Origin of the sequence: Sphingomonas sp. TF3, assembly GCF_003985085.1 — a bacterium.
Lineage (GTDB): Bacteria > Pseudomonadota > Alphaproteobacteria > Sphingomonadales > Sphingomonadaceae > Sphingomonas.
In genome coordinates, this window is the sequence record NZ_RWKS01000001.1 from 149317 (window position 1) to 167610 (window position 18294).

At 63.6% G+C, this 18294-nt stretch carries 16 protein-coding genes and 1 pseudogene; 11 read left to right on the forward strand and 6 right to left on the reverse strand.

Translation table 11 applies throughout. The annotated features are described in order from the left end of the window. Position 1 precedes the first annotated feature (1 nt). On the reverse strand, positions 2–1252 hold the full coding sequence (locus EJC47_RS00665; protein WP_185867512.1) for a metallophosphoesterase family protein: 1251 nt from the start codon (positions 1250–1252) through the stop codon (positions 2–4). 569 nt (positions 1253–1821) lie between these two features. On the opposite strand from EJC47_RS00665, the gene EJC47_RS00670 reads away from it, so the two are divergent. Next, complete coding sequence (locus EJC47_RS00670) at positions 1822–2433, forward strand: BRCT domain-containing protein (RefSeq protein WP_126845070.1); 612 nt, start codon at positions 1822–1824, stop codon at positions 2431–2433. Between the two features lie 276 nt (positions 2434–2709). Beyond that, a complete protein-coding gene (locus EJC47_RS00675) occupies positions 2710–7476 on the forward strand; it encodes a DUF3320 domain-containing protein (protein ID WP_126845071.1) in 4767 nt (1588 codons plus the stop codon). A gap of 253 nt (positions 7477–7729) precedes the next feature. Here the strand turns inward: EJC47_RS00675 and EJC47_RS21285 are convergent, their stop codons facing one another. Both EJC47_RS21285 and EJC47_RS21530 read right to left on the reverse strand, forming a co-directional pair. Further along, on the reverse strand, positions 7730–7909 hold the full coding sequence (locus EJC47_RS21285; protein WP_260591425.1) for a hypothetical protein: 180 nt from the start codon (positions 7907–7909) through the stop codon (positions 7730–7732). Positions 7910–7921: 12 nt separating this feature from the next. Next, a pseudogene (locus tag EJC47_RS21530) lies at positions 7922–8278 on the reverse strand (helix-turn-helix transcriptional regulator); the annotation flags it as partial. A 135-nt stretch (positions 8279–8413) separates the two neighbouring features. Between EJC47_RS21530 and EJC47_RS00685 the strand changes: the two are divergent. Continuing rightward, positions 8414–8893: a hypothetical protein gene (locus EJC47_RS00685; protein ID WP_126845073.1), complete on the forward strand. Its 480-nt coding sequence runs from the start codon at positions 8414–8416 to the stop codon at positions 8891–8893. A 139-nt stretch (positions 8894–9032) separates the two neighbouring features. On the opposite strand, the gene EJC47_RS00690 is transcribed toward EJC47_RS00685, so the two are convergent. Continuing rightward, the gene (locus tag EJC47_RS00690) at positions 9033–9422 is read right to left on the reverse strand and encodes a hypothetical protein (RefSeq protein ID WP_185867513.1); all 390 of its coding nucleotides are present in this window, start codon (positions 9420–9422) and stop codon (positions 9033–9035) included. 313 nt (positions 9423–9735) lie between these two features. Here EJC47_RS00690 and EJC47_RS00695 point away from each other — a divergent pair, with 313 nt between their 5' ends. The 4 genes from EJC47_RS00695 to EJC47_RS00710 are packed head-to-tail and all read left to right on the forward strand — an operon-like array spanning position 9736 to position 12457. After that, entirely contained in the window at positions 9736–10407 is a 672-nt protein-coding gene (locus EJC47_RS00695; RefSeq protein ID WP_126845075.1) for a hypothetical protein, read from the forward strand. After that, complete coding sequence (locus tag EJC47_RS00700; RefSeq protein WP_126845076.1) at positions 10407–11306, forward strand: ATP-binding protein; 900 nt, start codon at positions 10407–10409, stop codon at positions 11304–11306. Before EJC47_RS00695 ends, EJC47_RS00700 begins: the two co-directional genes overlap by 1 nt. A 16-nt stretch (positions 11307–11322) precedes the next feature. Further along, positions 11323–11706, forward strand: a complete 384-nt coding sequence (locus EJC47_RS00705) for a multiubiquitin domain-containing protein (protein WP_126845077.1) — start codon at positions 11323–11325, stop codon at positions 11704–11706. Next, positions 11696–12457, forward strand: a complete 762-nt coding sequence (locus tag EJC47_RS00710) for a ThiF family adenylyltransferase (RefSeq protein ID WP_185867514.1) — start codon at positions 11696–11698, stop codon at positions 12455–12457. The genes EJC47_RS00705 and EJC47_RS00710 overlap by 11 nt, the downstream gene beginning before the upstream one ends. Before the next feature lie 19 nt (positions 12458–12476). Here the strand turns inward: EJC47_RS00710 and EJC47_RS00715 are convergent, their stop codons facing one another. After that, entirely contained in the window at positions 12477–13310 is an 834-nt protein-coding gene (locus EJC47_RS00715) for a hypothetical protein (RefSeq protein WP_126845079.1), read from the reverse strand. Positions 13311–13565: 255 nt separating this feature from the next. Between EJC47_RS00715 and EJC47_RS00720 the strand changes: the two genes are divergently transcribed. Genes EJC47_RS00720 through EJC47_RS00735 form a run of 4 tightly spaced genes read left to right on the forward strand, consistent with a single transcriptional unit; the run spans position 13566 to position 17568 of the window. Next, on the forward strand, positions 13566–14318 hold the full coding sequence (locus EJC47_RS00720) for a hypothetical protein (RefSeq protein ID WP_148110543.1): 753 nt from the start codon (positions 13566–13568) through the stop codon (positions 14316–14318). A gap of 3 nt (positions 14319–14321) precedes the next feature. Further along, positions 14322–14615: a hypothetical protein gene (locus tag EJC47_RS00725; RefSeq protein ID WP_126845081.1), complete on the forward strand. Its 294-nt coding sequence runs from the start codon at positions 14322–14324 to the stop codon at positions 14613–14615. After that, positions 14612–17026 (forward strand): hypothetical protein, encoded by a 2415-nt coding sequence (locus EJC47_RS00730; protein WP_126845082.1) that lies wholly within the window; start codon positions 14612–14614, stop codon positions 17024–17026. Before EJC47_RS00725 ends, EJC47_RS00730 begins: the two co-directional genes overlap by 4 nt. After that, on the forward strand, positions 17023–17568 hold the full coding sequence (locus tag EJC47_RS00735; RefSeq protein WP_126845083.1) for a hypothetical protein: 546 nt from the start codon (positions 17023–17025) through the stop codon (positions 17566–17568). Before EJC47_RS00730 ends, EJC47_RS00735 begins: the two co-directional genes overlap by 4 nt. Here EJC47_RS00735 and EJC47_RS00740 read toward each other — a convergent pair. After that, the gene (locus tag EJC47_RS00740) at positions 17555–18079 is read right to left on the reverse strand and encodes a hypothetical protein (RefSeq protein WP_126845084.1); all 525 of its coding nucleotides are present in this window, start codon (positions 18077–18079) and stop codon (positions 17555–17557) included. The two genes, EJC47_RS00735 and EJC47_RS00740, sit on opposite strands and share 14 nt — an antisense overlap. Positions 18080–18294: the final 215 nt, after the last annotated feature.

Below are 18294 nucleotides of genomic sequence, written 5' to 3' on the forward strand. Positions count from 1 at the left end.
CTCAGACCTCCCTCGTGAGGCGCGACCGCAGCGCGGTCGATGCGATGCCGAGGACGCCCGCCCAGTCGTCCCGCGCAGCCGCCAGCCGCAGCTCGCCGTCATCGGGCTCGCCCAACGACGTGCTCGCCGCCAGCATGAAGCGCTCGAGGTCGCGGCCGATCGCGGCCATGAGGTCAGGATCGGTCGCCGCCCCGTCGATCATGGCGCCCAAGTCTTCGCCGACCGCGACCGTCGTCCGCGCCGGTTCGGTCACCTCGACCCGGACCTTCTCGACGAACAGGTCGGAGGATATCGACGACGCAATCGCGCGCACGTCGTCGCGGAGCGTCGCGGCGCGATCGCGGAACGCGCCGGCATCCGCCGTCTCGCCGACGAGCGTCACGCGGGCGATCAGCGGCCGACCCGAGCCGTTCGCGCCGTGGAGACCGACGAGCGCGGACCGCAGCAGGTCCTCCGCGTCGTCCATGCCCGCCCCGGCGCAGTCCACATCGAGACGCACCCAGCGGATAACGTCGAGCTCGACCCGCTCCACCGAAGCGATCTGGCCGTCGGCCACCTCGACCAGGACCGCGCCCTTCGCACCGGTCTCCCTGATGGTCCTGCCCTGCACGTTGCCGGGGAAGACGACGTAGGGTTCGTCGCTGACGACCTCGAACTCGTGCACGTGGCCGAGCGCCCAGTAGTCGTAGCCGCGCGACCGCAGGTCCTCGACGCTGCACGGCGCATAGTCCGCGTGGCCCTGCCGGCCGGCCAAGGCCGTGTGGAGCATGCCTATGTTGAAGACATGCGGCTCGGCCGCCGGATAGGCGAGGACGAGGTTCTCGGTGACGGCCGGCGTCGAGAAGCTCTGGCCATGGACCGCGACGGAGAGGTCGGCGAGGCGGTGCGTCTCGGGCCGCCTCGAACCGAACAGATGGACGTTGGGGGGCCAGGGGACGGTGCGCGAGACCACAGAGGCAGCGTCATGGTTGCCCGCCAGCAGAAACGCCGGGATGCCCGCCTGATCGAGGCGGCCCATCGCCTTCGCGAAGTAGAGCCCGGTGCCCATGTCGCGCCAGTCGCCATCGAACAGATCGCCCGCGATCACCACGAAGTCCACGCTCTCGTCGATCGCGCACTGCACGAGGTTGTCGAAGGCCGCGCGCGTCGCCGAGCGGATCTCGTTGACGGGCAAACCTTCGTATCTCGACAGGCCGTGCAGCGGGCTGTCGAGGTGGATGTCGGCGGCGTGCAGGAACCTGAAACTCGTCAACTCATCCCCCCTGCGCCGGACCGGTGCCCCGTGTTCGGGTGCGCCGCCAAGCTAACGGAATGTGGGGGCAATTCACCGCCACTTACAAGGCCTGAGACGGGTTTGCACCGGATCGGACTCATCCACTGGCCGTCGCACGATGGATTAGAAAGCCCTCTTCGCCTTTGTGGCATCTAGCCGACCGCTACGAATTGCGTGCAGTGAAGGTCTGCGTTCACCAACCCTCTGCGCGCCCTCTACTTGACTGAGAACTTCTCGAATCTGTCAGCTCACTGAACGGTGACTGAGCGTCCGCTTTCGGGATCACGCCCGCCCCCTTTAAATGACCGGTAGTGGGGCGCATTTCCGACCGACGGCTCACGTCGAAACCAGTCCGGTAGTTTTTGAGCCGAAGCAGACTGTCAGATTTCAGATCGGCGCCAAGCCAAGCTGACATTGTTGGTCGACCGACCGATCAAACGCAATTGGACCGGTCGCGACTGGAAACTATTAGCGGCAAGAGTTACTCTCACTACTAGCATGGGCTGATAGATAGCATGGGCTGATAGACGGGCGATTGGGGAAGATTGATGGGGGAAAGCACACACATCCTGAATCGAATGAATGGCGAACGGTTGGCTTCGCGCCAGATCGATGAGCTCATTGGGCTTGCGCATGGACTGGCCGCCGACGGATCCATCAACCAGTCTGAGGTTGAGTTTCTACAGAAGTGGCTCGCCGCCAATGCCGACATCAGTGATCAACCGGTGATCCGAACGCTCTACGACCATGTGAACGGCATCATGAGAGATGGAATTGCGAACGCCGATGAGTGCGCCGATTTGCTGTCCACTTTGACTGCACTCTCTGCCGGGGATTTCGAATTGGGCGAGGTACTGAAGCCCTCGACGCTTCCGCTTTGCATACCCGAACCGACGTTGACGTTTGCGGGCCAGACCTACTGCTTCACCGGCACCTTCAGCTACGGACGCCGGCAAGATTGCGAGGCGGCCGTTCAGGAGCGCGGAGGTGAGGCCGCAAGCCTCACGAAAAAGACCCATGTGCTAGTCATTGGCGCTTACGCGACGGACTCGTGGAAGCATTCCACCTTTGGCAGCAAAATCCTGAAGGCTGTAGACCTGCGAGATAGCGGTATCCCGATCTCGATTGTCGCCGAGAAGCACTGGGCGCGCTTTCTCTGAACTCGCTGGTAACTGTCGACCAAGCGGCAGATAACCCATGCGTTGCTCGACCATGCCCCGACCGCTGCCTCCTGTCCGGCGGCGATCTATTCACCTCCTCAATGCGGTGTTCGAGCCTTCCATTCCCACTTTCTCCCCGGAAACCTTCGTTCGCAGCCAGCGACTGCTGCCCTGCACGCGGCCTGGGCAAGCTGCTTGGACGCTTTTCCAACGACCGGTTATTCCGACTCGCTTCAACGGCATACGTGCGCCAGAACGTGGACGGGGGACGTTCCAATGAGTGACGGTGAAACAACGACATCGGTGCGCGATCGGCTGCTGAGGGACCGCCGCTCGCTGCTAGACCTAAGCACTCGCAACCGGCTACTCAATGTGCCGATGCGGACGCGCAACGTGCGCACTGTGGAACTCGTCGACGAGCGCTCTTCCGAGGTCTACCGTCTCCTTCAGGAGGGTAAGGGACTTAGCTTCCTTCCGGGGCGCAACTTGACGGACGAGGAGCGCGCAGAACTCGCCGAGGATGACGTCGAGACGGGCGGAATACCGCAACCCGAGGACGACACCTCCGACGACCGCGGGGTCGCCAAGCGCCACTCCGATCTGAAACTGCAAACCCGCCTAACCAGCGAGGGACTGCAGAAGCGGCTGTTCGACATATGGTATGACGCGCGTACGCTGGAGGAGGAGCAGGGTGTCAACATTCTGTTCCTGGGTCTCGGCTTGCTCCGCTGGTACGACGCGGACACCTCCGAGGTGGCGCGGCACGCGCCACTTGTTCTTCTTCCCGTGCAGCTAGACCGCACCAGCGCCGCGGAACGGTTTAAGTTGAAGGGTCGGGGCGAGCCCGCGTCGCCCAACCTGTCTTTGCAGGCCAAGATGAAGGCCGAGTTCGGCCTCGTCATCGAGGATTTCGCCGACGAAGACGAACTGGACGTCGCAGGCTACTGCGCCAAGGTCGCGGCCACCGTCTCGGCAACGTCGCGCTGGGAGGTGCTCCCCGACGCCATGATCCTCGGCTTCTTCAGCTTCGCCAAGTTCCTAATGTACCGCGATCTCGACCCGGATAACTGGCCGGCCGAGACGCCTATCGACCAACACGCGATGATCGCCGCGTTGCTGCGCGACGGGTTCCCGGAGGTCGAGCCGATCGTCCCCGACGAGCGCTCGCCGATCGATCCGGTGATCCCGCCCGCTTCGCTTAACCATGTCGTCGATGCGGACAGCAGCCAGGCGCTCGTTGTCGAGGAGGCTGCTCGTGGCCGGACGATCGTCGTCAAGGGGCCACCCGGCACCGGCAAGAGCCAGACGATCACCAACATCATCGCCGCCGCCGCCGCGCAGGGGAAGCGCGTGCTGTTCGTTGCCGAGAAGATGGCGGCCCTCGAGGTCGTTCATCGCAGGCTGCAGACGGTCGGTCTAGGTCCGCTGACGCTCGAACTCCACTCTAGTAAAGCCAACAAGCGGGCCGTCCTCGATGAGCTTAAGCGCACCAAGGAGCTGGCGCTGGCCCCGCGCCGCACTGATCCCGCGGTGGTCGACGCGCTGGGCGCAACGCGGGATCTTCTCAACGCGCACGCCGAAGGCCTGCACGTCGTGCAGCAGCCATATGGTCTGACCGCTTTCCAGATTCTCGGGCAGCTTATGCGGACGCGCGGCGGCGCTGTCGATTACGATCTCGACACAGCCGCCGGATGGACGCCCGCGGAGCGCGCCGAACGTCTCGATCTGGCGGCTGAGCTCTCCGATCGCTTGGCTGCGATCGGCGACCCATCGGCGCATCCGTGGCGTGGGGTCCGCTGTCGTCCGCTCGATCCGGCGGAGCAGCGCGCCCTCGAGACGCGCGTCGCGACGCTGGCGACCCACCTGCGCGGGGCGGTCGACGCGGCGACCCTCGCGCAAGGGCTTGGCGTTCCTTCTGCGGTGACGATCGCCGACCTCGATCCATCCGCGCTGGCGCTGGCCACGGCCGCCGCGCTTCCGGAGGCGGACCGCGCCGCCCTCGCGGCGCAGGGCTGGCGCGACGCGTCCGACAAGGTGCTGTCGCTGCCGGATGCCGGGCGTCGCCACGTGGCCGCCTCCGCGTTGGCGGACGCGGCCTTCCTTCCCGTGGCCAAGGACGCGGTCCTGTCCGGAATCCGGATCGCGATCGCGACGAAAGGCCGCAAGCTGTTCCGCTTCCTAGACGGCGGATACCGGGCGCAGATCGCGCTGCTCAGGTCGTATTTGAAGGACAAGCCGCCGTCCGATCCCGATGAGCGGATTGCGCTCATCGACCTGATGATCGATGCCCAGGACGCGAGGGCCGCCTTCGAGCGTTCGTCGGAGGCGGCGCCCGCCTACGGATCGTTCTGGCGCGGCGAAACGTCGAACTGGTCTTCAATGGCGGCGCTCGCGGACTGGCGTCGCGGCCAGACGGTGTCGCAGCTGCCACACAACTTCCTCGCACGTATGGCCGAGCTTGGCGGTCTCGCCGAGGTGCGCGAGGCGAGCTCCGTCCTGTCGCGCGAGCTGCCCGCGCTGCGTCAGGCGCTTGCCAATATTATTGAGGTTCTCGACCTTGACCTCGAGAGGGCCTTCGGTGTGACGAAAACCGACAACGTCCCGCTGACTGAGCTCGGCGAGCGACTGGAGGCGTGGGCTGGCGCCATCGAGTCGATCACGCGGTGGACAGCCTTCGCCGGCCGCATCGGCCATGCCGAGTCGTCTGGACTGGCTTCGCTCGCCGTGGGCGTCCTGGACGGTCGGATCGGCGCGCCTGACATCGTCCCATCCTTCGAGCGCGCCTATTACGAGGCCGTCCGCCGCGACCTCTTCGCGCGCATGCCAGAGCTGAAGTCCTTCGACGGCGAGCTGCAGGATCGGACAGTCGCCCGCTTCCGGGATCTCGACCTCGCCCGGATCGAACTTGCGCGCGAAGACATCGCGCACCGCCACTGGCAGGCCATGCCGCGCGGCGGCAGCGGGATCGGGCCCCTCGGCGTCGTCAACGGGGAGCTCGCCAAGCGGCGCAACCTGCTGCCCATCCGTCAGCTCGTCGAGAAGGGTGGCCCGGCGATCCAGGCCCTGAAGCCGATTTTCATGATGAGCCCGATGTCGGTGGCCCAGTTCCTCAAGCCGGGCGCAATCTCGTTCGACGTGCTTGTCATGGACGAGGCGTCGCAGATCGAGCCGGTCGATGCGCTAGGGGCGATCGCGCGCGCGGCGCAGATCGTCATCGTCGGCGACGAGCGCCAGCTGCCGCCGACCCGGTTCTTCGCGAAGCTGACGGGCGACGACACCGAGGAGGACGAGGAGTCGGAGGAGTATCTGCTGCGCGCCAGTTCGGTGGAGAGTGTGCTCGACCTGTGCCTCGCGAAGGGCATGCCCGACCGGATGCTCAACTGGCACTACCGCTCGAAGCACCAGTCGCTGATCGCTGTGTCGAACCGCGAATTCTACGACAACCGCCTGTTCATCGTGCCGAGCCCCTACGACGCGGTCGCCGGGATGGGGCTGAAGTTCCACCACCTGCCCGACGCCCATTACGACCGCGGCAACACGCGGACGAATCCGATCGAGGCGAAGGCAGTCGCCGATGCCGTCGTCGCCCACGCCCGCGAGCATCCCGAGCAGTCGATCGGTGTCGCGACCTTCTCGACCGCGCAACGCCAGGCGGTCCAAAAGGAACTCGAGCTGCTGCGTCGCGCCGACCCGTCGCTCGAGGAGTTCTTCGGCCGTGGTGGTCCCGAACCGTTCTTCGTCAAGAACCTCGAGAACATTCAGGGCGACGAGCGAGATGTAATTCTGATCTCCGTTGGATACGGGCGGACGTCGACAGGCTACCTCGCGATGAGCTTCGGGCCACTCAACGGCGAGGGCGGGGAGCGCCGGCTGAACGTCCTCATCTCCCGTGCGAAGCTGAGGTGCGAGGTTTATTCGAACATCACCGGCGACGATATCGACCTTGAGCGTGCGAGGTCGCGCGGCGTCGCTGCGCTGAAGATGTTTCTGACCTTCGCCCAGACCGGCCGGCTCGGCTTCGCCGAAGAGACTGGGCGCGGTCCGGACTCGATTTTCGAGGAGCAGGTCGCCGACCGGCTGCGTGGCCTGGGCTACGACGTCCGTACCCAGATCGGCACCGCCGGCTTCTTCGTCGACCTCGCCGTCGCCGATCCCGAGAAGCCCGGCCGCTTCGTCATCGGCATCGAGTGCGACGGCGCGCAATACCACTCCTCGCGTTCGGCACGAGATCGCGACCGGCTTCGCCAGCAAGTGCTGGAAAGCCACGGCTGGATCATCCACCGGATTTGGGGGGCCGACTGGTATCTCCGCCCCGACGAGGAGCTGGCGAAGACGCGTGCCGCGATCGACGCCGCGATCCTGGAGTGGCGCGAGCGCGACGAAGGCGCTGCGGTTGCGGCGAAGCCCGTTCCGATCAGGTTTACCGCGCACGCTCAAGACCAGGATCTCGACGTCGTCGTCGCCCATATCGGCGACATGCCGACCGCGCCTGAGCCGATCTCCACTCCCTATCGAGAGGCGGCGGGAGTTGCTGTGCCGATGGGTGTCGAACCCCATCTCGCATCCGCTCGCGACATGATGCGTGTCGTGACGGAGATCGTATCCATTGAAGGCCCCGTTCACGTCGATGAGGTCATCGCGCGGATCCGCATCCTCTGGGGACTGGGTCGCGCCGGTTCGCGCATCCGTGCCGCGGTCGCGTCGGCCGTGAGGCTGGCAGCCGGGTCGGGCGACATCGTAGCGGCCGGCGATTTCTGGTCGCGACGGGATGGCGCGCTTGAGGTCAGGGACCGCGCCCAGGTCGGCTCGGCCAGCCTCCGCCGCCCCGAGGCCCTGCCGCCAGCCGAGATCGACGCGGCGCTGAAGGCGATCGTCGAGCGCAACTACGGCGCGACGAGGGACCAGCTGGTGATGGCCGCGTCGCGCGCGTTCGGATTCGCTTCGACGAGTGTCCAGCTGAGGGGCGTGCTTAGCGCCGGGATCGACAGGATGCTGGCCAGCGGGGCGCTCGTCGAGAGATCGGGGTTGCTGACGACGACATGATGCGCTCACGGTCCAGATTGATCTCGTTATCGCGCGTCGGCGTCTGAGGCCCCGTAGCCGGCAATGGCTGCTTATAGGTTCAACATCGCGCATCGCGGACGCCCGCAATTGGGGCGCACTGCAGCCGGAAAATGCGGGCTCCAATCGCAGCAGTGCCCAACTTGATCTTTTGGGCACGCATTTTGAGAATACGACACCTGGAAGTGATGCATTCACCAGGTTCTTTCAGTCGATCTCGGGAAAGGTGCAAATTTCAGCGTGGTGCAGCGACAGGCACTTGTAACATGCGGATTATCTGGCGCGCTGCCTGTTCGCTTGCCATGCAGAAGGCGTTCAACGCCGCGGCATCGATGAACCCCAGAAGGATCGCCAAGGCGTCACTTCGGATACCCTCGTCCGGCGCATCGAAGTCACCGACAATCGCATGGATCATAGCACCACGTTCGAAGCGCGAGAAGGTCGCAGGACTGACCCCTGCGGAGACGGCCGCGGCCGTGGCCGTGACATTGGCCGCCCTCCTCGCTGCCCGAACCCTCGGGCCGTAACATGGTGCGGAGGCTCGCGGAGATTCCGGCCAAGCGGGCACCAACTTGAGAAGGTCGAAGAGTTCCTCAATCGCGTGAATGAGATGAGACGTCGGGACGTGCTGCCCCGATTCAAGCCTGATGATGGTGCGACGGTCTACACCGAGTTTTGACGCGAGCTTGGTCTGCGACCAGCGCCGTGACTTGCGAATAAGTCGAATCCGCGGGCCTATCGATGCTGGAACGGCTGATCGCGGCAGGTGATGGTCCGAAGGCATCAACACGTCCTCGCAATGCCATGCTCAGTTTATTGTGACAAGTTTTCAATGCTGAAAAACCCGGCTCCCATAACTCCGCCGTGCAAGCATCGGTCGCGATGCGAAGGGAAGTGGATAAGGATCCGGAGGGAAAAAATGACAAAGATCGATGTGAGCGTTGGGCGGAAGTTCGCGATCGTGACTGGCATTCTGATGACGCGCGTCTTCTCGACTAAACTGGAAGCCAATCCGCGGCGCCTCATGTTTGCCTGCGGGCCCGCCACGTCTGACGCAACGTTCGCCTTGCCGAACTCGGACCTGAAGTTCGATGTCCTGGGTCTGGGTTTCAGGCCCGGCAAAGAGTGGGAGGGGCCGTCGGAGATTTTTGTACAGGAAATGCGGGGGGATGAACTCCGCATTTGGACCAACTGTCGGCTGTATGCGTCTACAGTCATCGGTCCCATTTACGTTCTCACCGACGATCCGGATGTGTGCTTCAGTTACGACGGAAACTCGCTGGTACCCTTGTCGGGCTTCCCCGAAGATCATATCGAGGGAGTGCTGCGCGCAAAGACGCTTCTGCCTCTGGCGACGCGCCGCGTGCCCGACGGGATCGAGCAGCACCGGATGATGTGAAAGAGAGTTTGTCATCCGCGGCGATCACGAGCGCTGGGCGTGCGTCTGCACTGCAGGAAGTCCGATTCCGGGCGCTTTGCTGATCCGCTGCCAAGCCCCCCATTTCCTGCCCATTGCTCGCGAGTGATCAGCCCGCCGGTCACTCAGCAAACCGCAACTGATCAAGCTCGCTACTTAGCTCAGCCTCGGTTGCAGATAGCAGTTCCGCCCAGCGGCGGACTATAGCCGGCATGAAGGTCCGGCTATCCAGCACCAGCCCGGCTCCATCCACGGCATCGGTAATTGCCGTCGCCTGGGCCTCATCACAGATCCGAATGCTGCCAAGCGGCTCATCCCCGCGCTCGTCATGCTGACGGCGTTTGCCAAGCATCGCCAGTGCGTTGGCGCGGAACACCGCGAACGTCTTGGGCGGGATCGGGCGCCGCGCGACATAGCTCTCGGGCAACGCCTCACGTGCGCCCGCCAGAACAAACGGCGCAAGGCTTGCCCACCTCTCGGTCACGTATCGAGCTGCAAGCGCCGGCGCCATGAACGCATCCATCAGACGGACGGCGGTGGCCAGCGCCGCCAGCTCAGCAATTCCATATCGGAGTCTGCCCGCTCCGTCCTCCCCGCGCTCCGGTACGCCCAATCGTTGAAGATGCCGAACTCTTGCATCGAACGCGGACCGTGCTTCGGGAGTGATGCTGCAAGCCTCCATCAAAACGGTGATGGCATCCGCAAACGACAGACTGGGCGAGAGAGGCTGCTGATTCGACACAGGCCTGGATGAACCACACGTAGGAATAAGCGCAAGGAAGGGTATTGCCAAATAACCTATAAGACTTTATAGTTTATCTGCCATGCAAGACCATGCCTCCTTCATCCCTGCTACCGACACCCAAGCGGCATCGGTCCTATACAAAGCCATCGGGCGCTTCTCGATCGAGGTTGATGTCGCATACCCGCATATGATCTGCCTTATGGTAGCCGACGCTAATTCCGGCGGCGCGAGCAGCATATGGGCCCGCCATTTCGGCGATCTTGCCGATCGCGACGCGGTGCTTGAGCGATTCCAAGCCGGCGCTCTCGACCTCCTGTTTTTGGCCCATGTCACCATGATATTCGGGCCCGCCGCGATCACCGGCGCAACCGACCGCGCGGTTAAGGCGGCAAGAAAGAACCGCGATGCGCGCGCGGAGACCGAGGAGAAGCGCCAGCGCGACCATAAAGTCATCAATCTCTATGCTCTCGATACCAAGCGCGGGCACAAGCTGGAACTCCAGCGCAAGAGCGACGGACACGCGGAATGGTCGGTACGCTACGACCGCGCGAGCGAGCGCGACCGGCTGTGCGACTGGCTGCGCTGGCAGAAGGAGCGGTTCGGTGTGTTTCTTGACCACGCCGCCGAGCATGGGGCCGAGGCGCTGACCCGCCTGCTCATCGACGAGATGTTCGAGACAGAAAGCCGCATCAAGAAAGAGGGGCGTGGCGCCGGCGGCATGCGACCACTGCGCATGTGGCGGGGCGACTGATGAACGATATCACGCCTTTCAAGCCGGCACGCCCAGCGATGATCGTCGGTCGCGCATTCGACGGTGGCCCGGCTCCGCTGGGCCTAAGCGAGCCCTTCGCGCTCAATGGCGGCAACCGGTTGGGCCCAGACGGGATCGCTTTGGAGCTGATGCATCACCATCAGCCGGCGTTCGTGCGCTGGGTCACGAGCAGCTGCCAAGCGCTGATCGCAGCCGAGCGCCCGTGGTTTCGTGGAGTCCCAATTCTGGTGACCGGACCCCGAGGCGCCGGGCGCACGCATGCCGCGCGGCGGCTGGCTCACGTCGTCGGGGTGCCACACGTCTTTTTGAACCTGACCGACCCCGTCATCGCCGCCAACATCGCATCGTCCGGCCAAGTCAGCGAAGCGCTCTGGACCTTGCCGACCACCGTCGCGATGGCCGCGAAACGCTGTGCCAACCCGATCGTCAGCGTAATCGGCATTGATAAGGTCGGGGACGACGTCGCCGCCGGGCTGATCGCGATGATCGATCCCGCGACCGGCCGCGCGTGGAGCGAGGACCGCCTTCAGACCCACATGGATTTCGGCGAAGTGACCTGGATCATCCAGTGCGATGGTTTAACCGGCGTGCCGCCAAACTTGCGCGCCTTGGCCGCGCATGTCGCGTTCAGCGAATTTCCCGCGAACATCGAGACGACTGCCGCACTCTCCATTCTGCTCGAGGTGCTCGACGATCTCGGGTTCGACGAGGCTGACCCGCTGTTCGACTGGCCCAACATAGCGCGCGGTCTTGGCGGATTCCGTTACCCTTCCGCCAAGCAACTCTATGCCGGGATGGCGGACGCCGTCACCGAGCTCGCGCGCAGCGGCGCCCCCAAGTTCGATCACAACGACGATGATGATGACGTTCCCTTCTGACCTTGAGGAGACTATCGTGACGATACTTGCCAACATGCCTGCCAGCGAGCGCCAGTCGACCGCCACGCCTTCGCACGACCCTATTCCGCCCGCCGGCGCGCGTCCGCATTTTTACTTGGTCGGCGAAACCGAGCGATCCAATCGTGCACCCGTCACGTCTTCCGGTCGTGTATCGATCAGGATCAACGGGCGGTGGCACGCCATGCGCGGACGGACCGCGACGTTCGCGCAACTGCTGCGCCTCGCTTTCCCCGACAGGCAGCTTGCCACACCCTCAGCTGCTACCGTTTCGTTTCATGGCGGCACAGCGCTCCGGCCGAGTGGGCTACTGACCCCAGGTGACGTGATCGAGATCGCCGACGGGCTCGTCGTCAACGCGAATGCGACCTATGCCAGCTGAGTCTTCCGGCGCGATCACGCCCAGCCCCTTTGTCTACGAAGATACTGCTTCGTCCCGTGCCGGCATCGACGAGGTGTCGGCGCGCCTCGCCGGCGGCACTATCGCGATCATCGGGCTGGGCGGCACCGGTTCAGAGACGCTCGACCTGATCAGCAAGACGCCCTGCGAGCGCATCGTCCTGATCGATGGAGATGTGGTCGAGCAGCACACGGCCTGGCGCGCGCCGGGCGCGATGTCGCTCGACGAAATCACCGCCGGCCTCCCCAAGGTCGAACATTATTCCAGCGTCTATGGCCGCATGCACAAGGGCATCATCGCACACGCAGACTATATCGGGCCGGGCAACTTCCACCTGCTCGACGATGTCGATTTCGTGTTCATCTGTCTCGACAGCATTGATGCGCGCGCTTCTCTAATCCCCGAGCTCGAAGCGCGCGGACTGCCGTTTATAGATGCGGGATTAGGCCTCCGTCTGGCTGAAGGCCAAGTCATGGGTCAGGTCCGCGTCACCACCAGCACGCCGACGATGCGCGGCCACGTTCATGAGCATTCGCGCATTCCGGTAGCGGGCGGCGACGATGACGATCTCTACCGGTCCAATATCCAGGTGGCAGATCTCAACCGTCTCGCGGCGACGCTCGCAGTGATCCAGTACAAGCAATTGAGAGGGTTCTACGCAGACAGCGAAGCCGAATATCATTCGGTCTACGCCATCGATGGCAACACCATCATCAACGCGGATCGGCTCTAGCCGGACGAACGCCGTGCGATCAATTACATTTCCCCAGCAGGTGCTGGCCCCGCGCCGCCAAGCCGTAGAGATCGGCCACTTCGCGCGCTGTCGGGCGCCACGGAAATGCCGGATCCGCATCCCGCGAGACGGCGGTCCATGCCTTATCGGGGATAGGCGCCAGCGGCCCCCAGGCCGTCTCGACCTCAATGGCGATTCCATCCTGCTCGCGACGCACGTCGGCGACCGTGAATGCGTAACCTGCAGCAAACGGGTGATCCACGAGCTCGGCAAGGTGCCTGCGTTCGTTGCGGGTTGGGTCCTTCAGAGCGATCAGCAGTGTATCAGGCACATCCTGATGGGCTATCCGGATGATGGCGCGATCCCCCAGAACAGCGGTCGCGGGCACGCGGTGGGAGAACTCGATCCGCTCCGCCACCGCCTGGCCCGCCCGCACACGAATCTTCGCCGCCATTTGCCCCAGACCACGCCGGGCACGTCGGGCGAGATCGCCAACGACCGGCGCCGCATCGCTTCGGTCGGTGAGCGACAAGACCTTCACCAACGCCGGCGTCGTACGGGACCATGCCAGCCATTTGCCCAGCATGTCCGGGCCGGAGACCAGCCACAATGGAACGCCGGTCTCGCCCGCCGCGGCGACCATTGCGGTCGCCCGCTCATAGGATATCCGGGCTTCGATAGCGGATGCGAGCTTCTCGAACGCATGCGTCCCGCCATTATCGAATGTGATCGTCGTGCCGGCGATCGTTATCGTGAAACGGTCGCTCTCCCCCACGAACCTGAAGCTCTCGGCGTCAATCATTGCGAGCATCGCCTTGGCAACGGTGCGCGGCGTATCTTCTTTTGCGCTCATTGCATTCTGCCGCGGTGTTCCATGCCACCGTACATTAGCGCGGCGGCGCGCGGCTTGCACATTCTCGACGCATATTATCCGCAAATCTCGCGGTTACATCGTCGATCGAGTTTTGGAGCGCGACGATCGTCATCGGAGGCACCGATGAAGAACAAACAAATCCCCGAAAATCGTGACGCGCTTGTCGCGGCGATCGATCGCGAGATAGCGGAGCATAAGCTATCCATAGCCGCAGCGAATCTACAGATTGCGGCGTTGGATGCCGAGCAGGCTGCACTCGGTCACCATCCCAACCACATCGCCTACCGGCACGGCGGGATTGCCGCACTGCGCGGGATGGGCGTTGCCCATATCCCCGCGCATGCCGGCTTCTATCGGCTGGGCTACGGCAAAGCGATTGCGCGGCTCGCGGATTGGCGCGAACGGCTTGACGATGACTGCCTGTTGGCCGCGCTCACCGGTGTCTGTGAGAGCGATCCGCTTCTGGAAATCACCGGACTGGCGTGGCTAGCCGACCAGAATCTTCTGAAGCGCGGCGAGACGGATCCCTTCTGGGTAAAGCGCCCGACGCTGGGCCTGGGGCAGCCCGCCAAACTCCACGGCCTTGCGGCGGCAGATGCGGATGCTCATCGCGGTCTTTACACGCTTGATCCTTCGGAGTTGGCTCGCCGATGCGATGCGGTCGCCAAGGCCGCCGAAGACACGTTCGGCGATGTGCTTCCGTGCGTCATCGCGGCGGGCGGAATCGAACTCGCCGAGATCGGTGCGGCGGCAAGCGAGCAGGATGCCGCGGCCCGCTACTGGGCGAAGTGCACGAACTTCGAGGCGCATCAGCGCGCAAACAGCGACCGGCGCTGGCGCTGGAAGCCTCCGCGCTCGAGACAGGGCCATCTTGCTGTCACTACCGCAAAGGTCCGAGGCGTTGCCATCCCCGCCGAGCGCACGCGCGGCCACGCGGCTAACTGGCTCGCCGACAATGGCGCCAATCCGCGCTTCCGCAAGGATTGAGCAATGTCGCGTATCACCATTACTGAAAATGGCGTCGAGAAGGTTGTCACCGACATCGCGCCGCATCGTGCCGAGCGGGAAAGCGTGCTCGCCGAGTTGTCCGCCATCTATGCCGATTTCGAGAAGGGCACGCTGAGCGCCCTGGACACGCGGGAAGCCGAGATCGTCGATCTCGTTAATCGCCATAACGAACTCACTAACCTCGTCGAGCGCTTCGATAAGGCGAGTGTTCGACGCGCCAACATTCTCGCAGGCTGGGAGATCGTGAAGCAGAACCGGGCGGAGGGCAGCGAGTGAGCACCGGCCCTGCCGTCAACACGGACACACGGATGATTGCGGCCGGGCTGGCTGCGAACGTGGCCATCGTTCGCCCGTACATCATCACGGCGACGGGACGCGCGGCGCCGAGCCGCAACGCAATCGTTACCGCCGATGCTTGCGCGTCGTTCGCGTTGCTGCCGCATGTCGATTATATCGACGACCCCGATCGTCGGCCCGGTTGCGGGTTCATCGGTGGACGTATTTCCAGCGTCGCGCCGCTGCTCGCGACCGGTGCGATCCCGCCACACGTCGCAATCAAGCTTCGCACGCTGCCGGAGAGTGGGGAATCGATCTTGCACGAGCTGCGCAGCCGCGCCGGCCTGTCGTCTGCGCCGGGGGCACTATTCGCCCGCGCCGCCTGGACCGACACGTTCGTCGCCACTTATTTCGACCGACTGCGCCAGAACGGCGACGAAGCCCAGCTCAATGTCGCGCATGCGCAAGGATCTCTAGCACTTCGCAAGGCATGGCAAGCTGTCGAATGGGGCATCGGTCTTCTTCCCAATACCGCACTCATCACGGCCTCGGGCGTTGTCGCTGTCGGCCGGGCGCTGATTGATGTAATCGCGCTCGTCGATCGCTTGGCGGCGCCCAGATGTAGCGGCCTCACCCGACCGGCACATCGCGAGACGGCGCTGGCCGCGCTGCTGACTGCCCTCGCCCACTTCGTGCGTCATGTACAAGCAGCAGAAGCCACCAATGATCCCTTGGTCGCGACACGCAAACTGAGCCTCGCACTCGACTGGGCCCGCAAAATTCTCGACGCCACTGGTGTGTTCGCAGTGGCCACCGATGCCGAGCGCAAACGTTGGCAGCGGCTGACCAACATGCTGGATATAGGCAAACTCTATGATCACGCGGGCGGCGCTGCGACGAAGCTCGATAGGTTCTCCCGAGCGCTCGAACAGTTGCAATGTGCCGATCTTGGTCACCGGCTAGAGTGTACCGGCTGGCGTCCGCACGTCCGGCGATCACTGCTGCGGCTGTCCCTATCCGACCGTCAGGCACGTTTGGCACTGCTAAACCGCATTCGCTGCGACTTGATCTTCGCTCTCGCCGCGACCCGCCAGTTGGACCGGCTTTATCGCCTGTTCCCGTGGCTTGCGGCGATCCACGGTGCATTTCCCGGCTGCGCCGGCGGGGCTCTGGGCGCGCTCGCGTCGCTCTATGAGGCCGCGCGCGGGATGGAGATTGGCCAGGATATGACACGGCGCCTGGCGGACATGGGTCACCGGCCGGGTACCGTTGCACGCCTCGGTGTTCGCGAAGCACGGGCCGTATATGTTAATCCGCGCCATACCGTCCTGGCCCTCGGGCGCAACTATGCAGCCGGCGCCGCGCTCGTCGCCCAAGTGACCAGCCATGTAATGGTTAGGGCGGCACTCCACGGAAAGAAGCTTGGCGGGAATCTTTCGCTTGAGGCGGTCCGCCGAGGTCGGCTCGACTACAACGACCCCGCCGCATTGAAGATCAAGCGCACGCGGGATGCCGTGGTCACAATCCAGCAAGCGCAGCCCGCATTTCGCGTAAATTCACCGGACAACGACCTCGTTCGTCACATGGGCCTGACACTCGTTCGACACGTCGCAGCACTGGTCTACGCAATTTGGCCGACTAGGTCCCAGCGCGAAGATTTCGCGATCCATCGAATGCTCATCCACACGGGCAAGAGGCTGCCGAAAGGCAGCGACCTTCGCCCGAAAGATATTGGGCCTTGGGCAAATTCGAGCAAGTACCGCATTCATCATGAAATCATGCGTTCGATGCTGCGCGCCATCGACTGTGCCAGCGACACCGATGACATGTGCCGGGATGCCATCCTGGACTTCGAGGCGCCCCCTGCCCACGGTCGGGAAAGTTCCCGCGCCGGGCAGCTTCGGGAGAAGCCAAGCCGCAAGACAGGTGCGTGGGAAGAACATGACGAGGGGCAATCAGCGGCGCGCGACGCTGGCCGCGAGCCGACCGTGTCCGATGAGCGCGGTGCGATCCTTCGTGATCTGGTCAACGATGCGGGACGCTGGCGACCGCTCGATCCGAGGAAGCCTCAGCCTGCGCCCGAGGACGATCTACTGGAGGATATCCTGCTCGGGCGCGCCAACCTGGCCCAGCTCGCACCGGTGTCCGACCTGTTTATCCCGATCCTCTGGTTCGCGCCGCTGATCGATCGCGACCGGCTGGCTTGGATCGCGCGAGGAATGCCCGGGCAAGCTGTCGGCGACGATGACGCTCCTCATGCCGCGAGGCTCAAAAGCTGGCTCAGCGCAGTACGTCGATGGTCGTCGGCGCCATTCGCGAATTCCATCGTGCGCGGTCGCGACGATGCGATCGCCTGCCACCTGTTCACCGGCGTGTCGTCGGTTACCGCCGATTGGGGACATGTCCGATGAACGAAGCAGCCTGCAATGTAGTCCGGTGCGATCCACTGATCTCGCTGACAGCCCTGCGCTTTTTTAAGCTAGCGGGCGTCAATCGCGACCAGTTCCTGGCTGGTTTTCGGCAGCGAATCGACGGCGCGCAGATAGACCTGCAAGTACGAACGGCTAAGGCGCCAAAGGTCGCTCGGCTAATCGCCGCTTGCGGTTATGACTATGTCGGCGGATTGCGCCAAGATCTAGCATCCAATGTCTTACAGCTCAGCTTCGCCACCAGCGACTTCAGATTCACCGAATGCGTGTGGCCGAGCCCCGAAATTGAAGGCACCAATCACGCCATTCTGACCCTCTATCGACAGCAAATTCCAGAGACGGTGCTCCTCGCCCTCATCGGCCGGCCGCTGACCGACCTAGTTGGCGGGCGCAAACAATTCTTCCTCTCCAGACACACGCGCATTCGCGCCGCGAGTACCTTTGTGGAGGATGGCGATCCGGCCCTCGAATTGTTCCTCGGCGACAAATGGATGCCGTTCAGCCGCTTTCTCAAGCTGCTTTAGCGCCGGTTACGTCGTCGACGCGATTTGCAGCCGCACAACTCACATATAAACTGAGGAGAAAGCCATGTTCACAACGTGTGACGAAATGTGGAACAGCGTCGATATCTATGGACCACAAGCGGAGATCGATCGCTTCAAGCGCCTGTGCATCGTCCGGGGGCCAATCAATGATTGGGAGGACAATAAGCTCGCGATCGACCTTACGCACATACCTGGCTACGGTCGCACTGCCTGGAACTTTCGCGAATTGGGTCGCCACGCGTTCTTCGTCTATTCTTTCGCGTTCGATACCGTGGCATCTTTCCCTTCTGCGGAATTTGAGGAACTCGCCGAGCTCTTTCCGAAGTTGGCGTTCGACTGCGAGTGCATTGCCGACGATGATCGTTCGATGGGATACGGCTGGTTCAACGTGCCACCGGGCGGCAAGGACTTCCGCGATGATTACAAGGTTCCCAAGGGTTATTGGACGAAAGGCATCTCGAAGCGCCCGCCAGCTGCCGAGAAGCGACATGCAGCCGTCATCGCGGCGCTGAAGCAGGACCTGCAGGAAGCGACCACCCGCAGCTTGTTGGCCGCTCCGTCAGCCAACGGGGCCGGCTGCACTGACCGAGACGTAGCGTTCGAACCGACAGCAGCAAGATTTTTGCTGCTCTTGCCCGAAAGGCGAAAAGTTGGACTGCGGTTACAGTGTCGATCGCATTCCGACCGCGCATCCTCGATCCGTCA

What these genes read in the sequence shown, in the direction of transcription:
- EJC47_RS00700 (WP_126845076.1), top strand. Translation starts at nt 10,407, where the DNA reads ATGAACGATATCACGCCTTTCAAGCCGGCACGCCCAGCGATGATCGTC.
- EJC47_RS00670 (WP_126845070.1), top strand. Translation starts at nt 1,822, where the DNA reads ATGGGGGAAAGCACACACATCCTGAATCGAATGAATGGCGAACGGTTG.
- EJC47_RS00690 (WP_185867513.1), bottom strand. Translation starts at nt 9,422, where the DNA reads ATGGCGCCGGCGCTTGCAGCTCGATACGTGACCGAGAGGTGGGCAAGC.
- EJC47_RS21285 (WP_260591425.1), bottom strand. Translation starts at nt 7,909, where the DNA reads ATGATCCATGCGATTGTCGGTGACTTCGATGCGCCGGACGAGGGTATC.
- EJC47_RS00695 (WP_126845075.1), top strand. Translation starts at nt 9,736, where the DNA reads ATGCAAGACCATGCCTCCTTCATCCCTGCTACCGACACCCAAGCGGCA.
- EJC47_RS00710 (WP_185867514.1), top strand. Translation starts at nt 11,696, where the DNA reads ATGCCAGCTGAGTCTTCCGGCGCGATCACGCCCAGCCCCTTTGTCTAC.
- EJC47_RS00715 (WP_126845079.1), bottom strand. Translation starts at nt 13,310, where the DNA reads ATGAGCGCAAAAGAAGATACGCCGCGCACCGTTGCCAAGGCGATGCTC.
- EJC47_RS00675 (WP_126845071.1), top strand. Translation starts at nt 2,710, where the DNA reads ATGAGTGACGGTGAAACAACGACATCGGTGCGCGATCGGCTGCTGAGG.
- EJC47_RS00725 (WP_126845081.1), top strand. Translation starts at nt 14,322, where the DNA reads ATGTCGCGTATCACCATTACTGAAAATGGCGTCGAGAAGGTTGTCACC.
- EJC47_RS00735 (WP_126845083.1), top strand. Translation starts at nt 17,023, where the DNA reads ATGAACGAAGCAGCCTGCAATGTAGTCCGGTGCGATCCACTGATCTCG.
- EJC47_RS00685 (WP_126845073.1), top strand. Translation starts at nt 8,414, where the DNA reads ATGACAAAGATCGATGTGAGCGTTGGGCGGAAGTTCGCGATCGTGACT.
- EJC47_RS00740 (WP_126845084.1), bottom strand. Translation starts at nt 18,079, where the DNA reads ATGTCGCTTCTCGGCAGCTGGCGGGCGCTTCGAGATGCCTTTCGTCCA.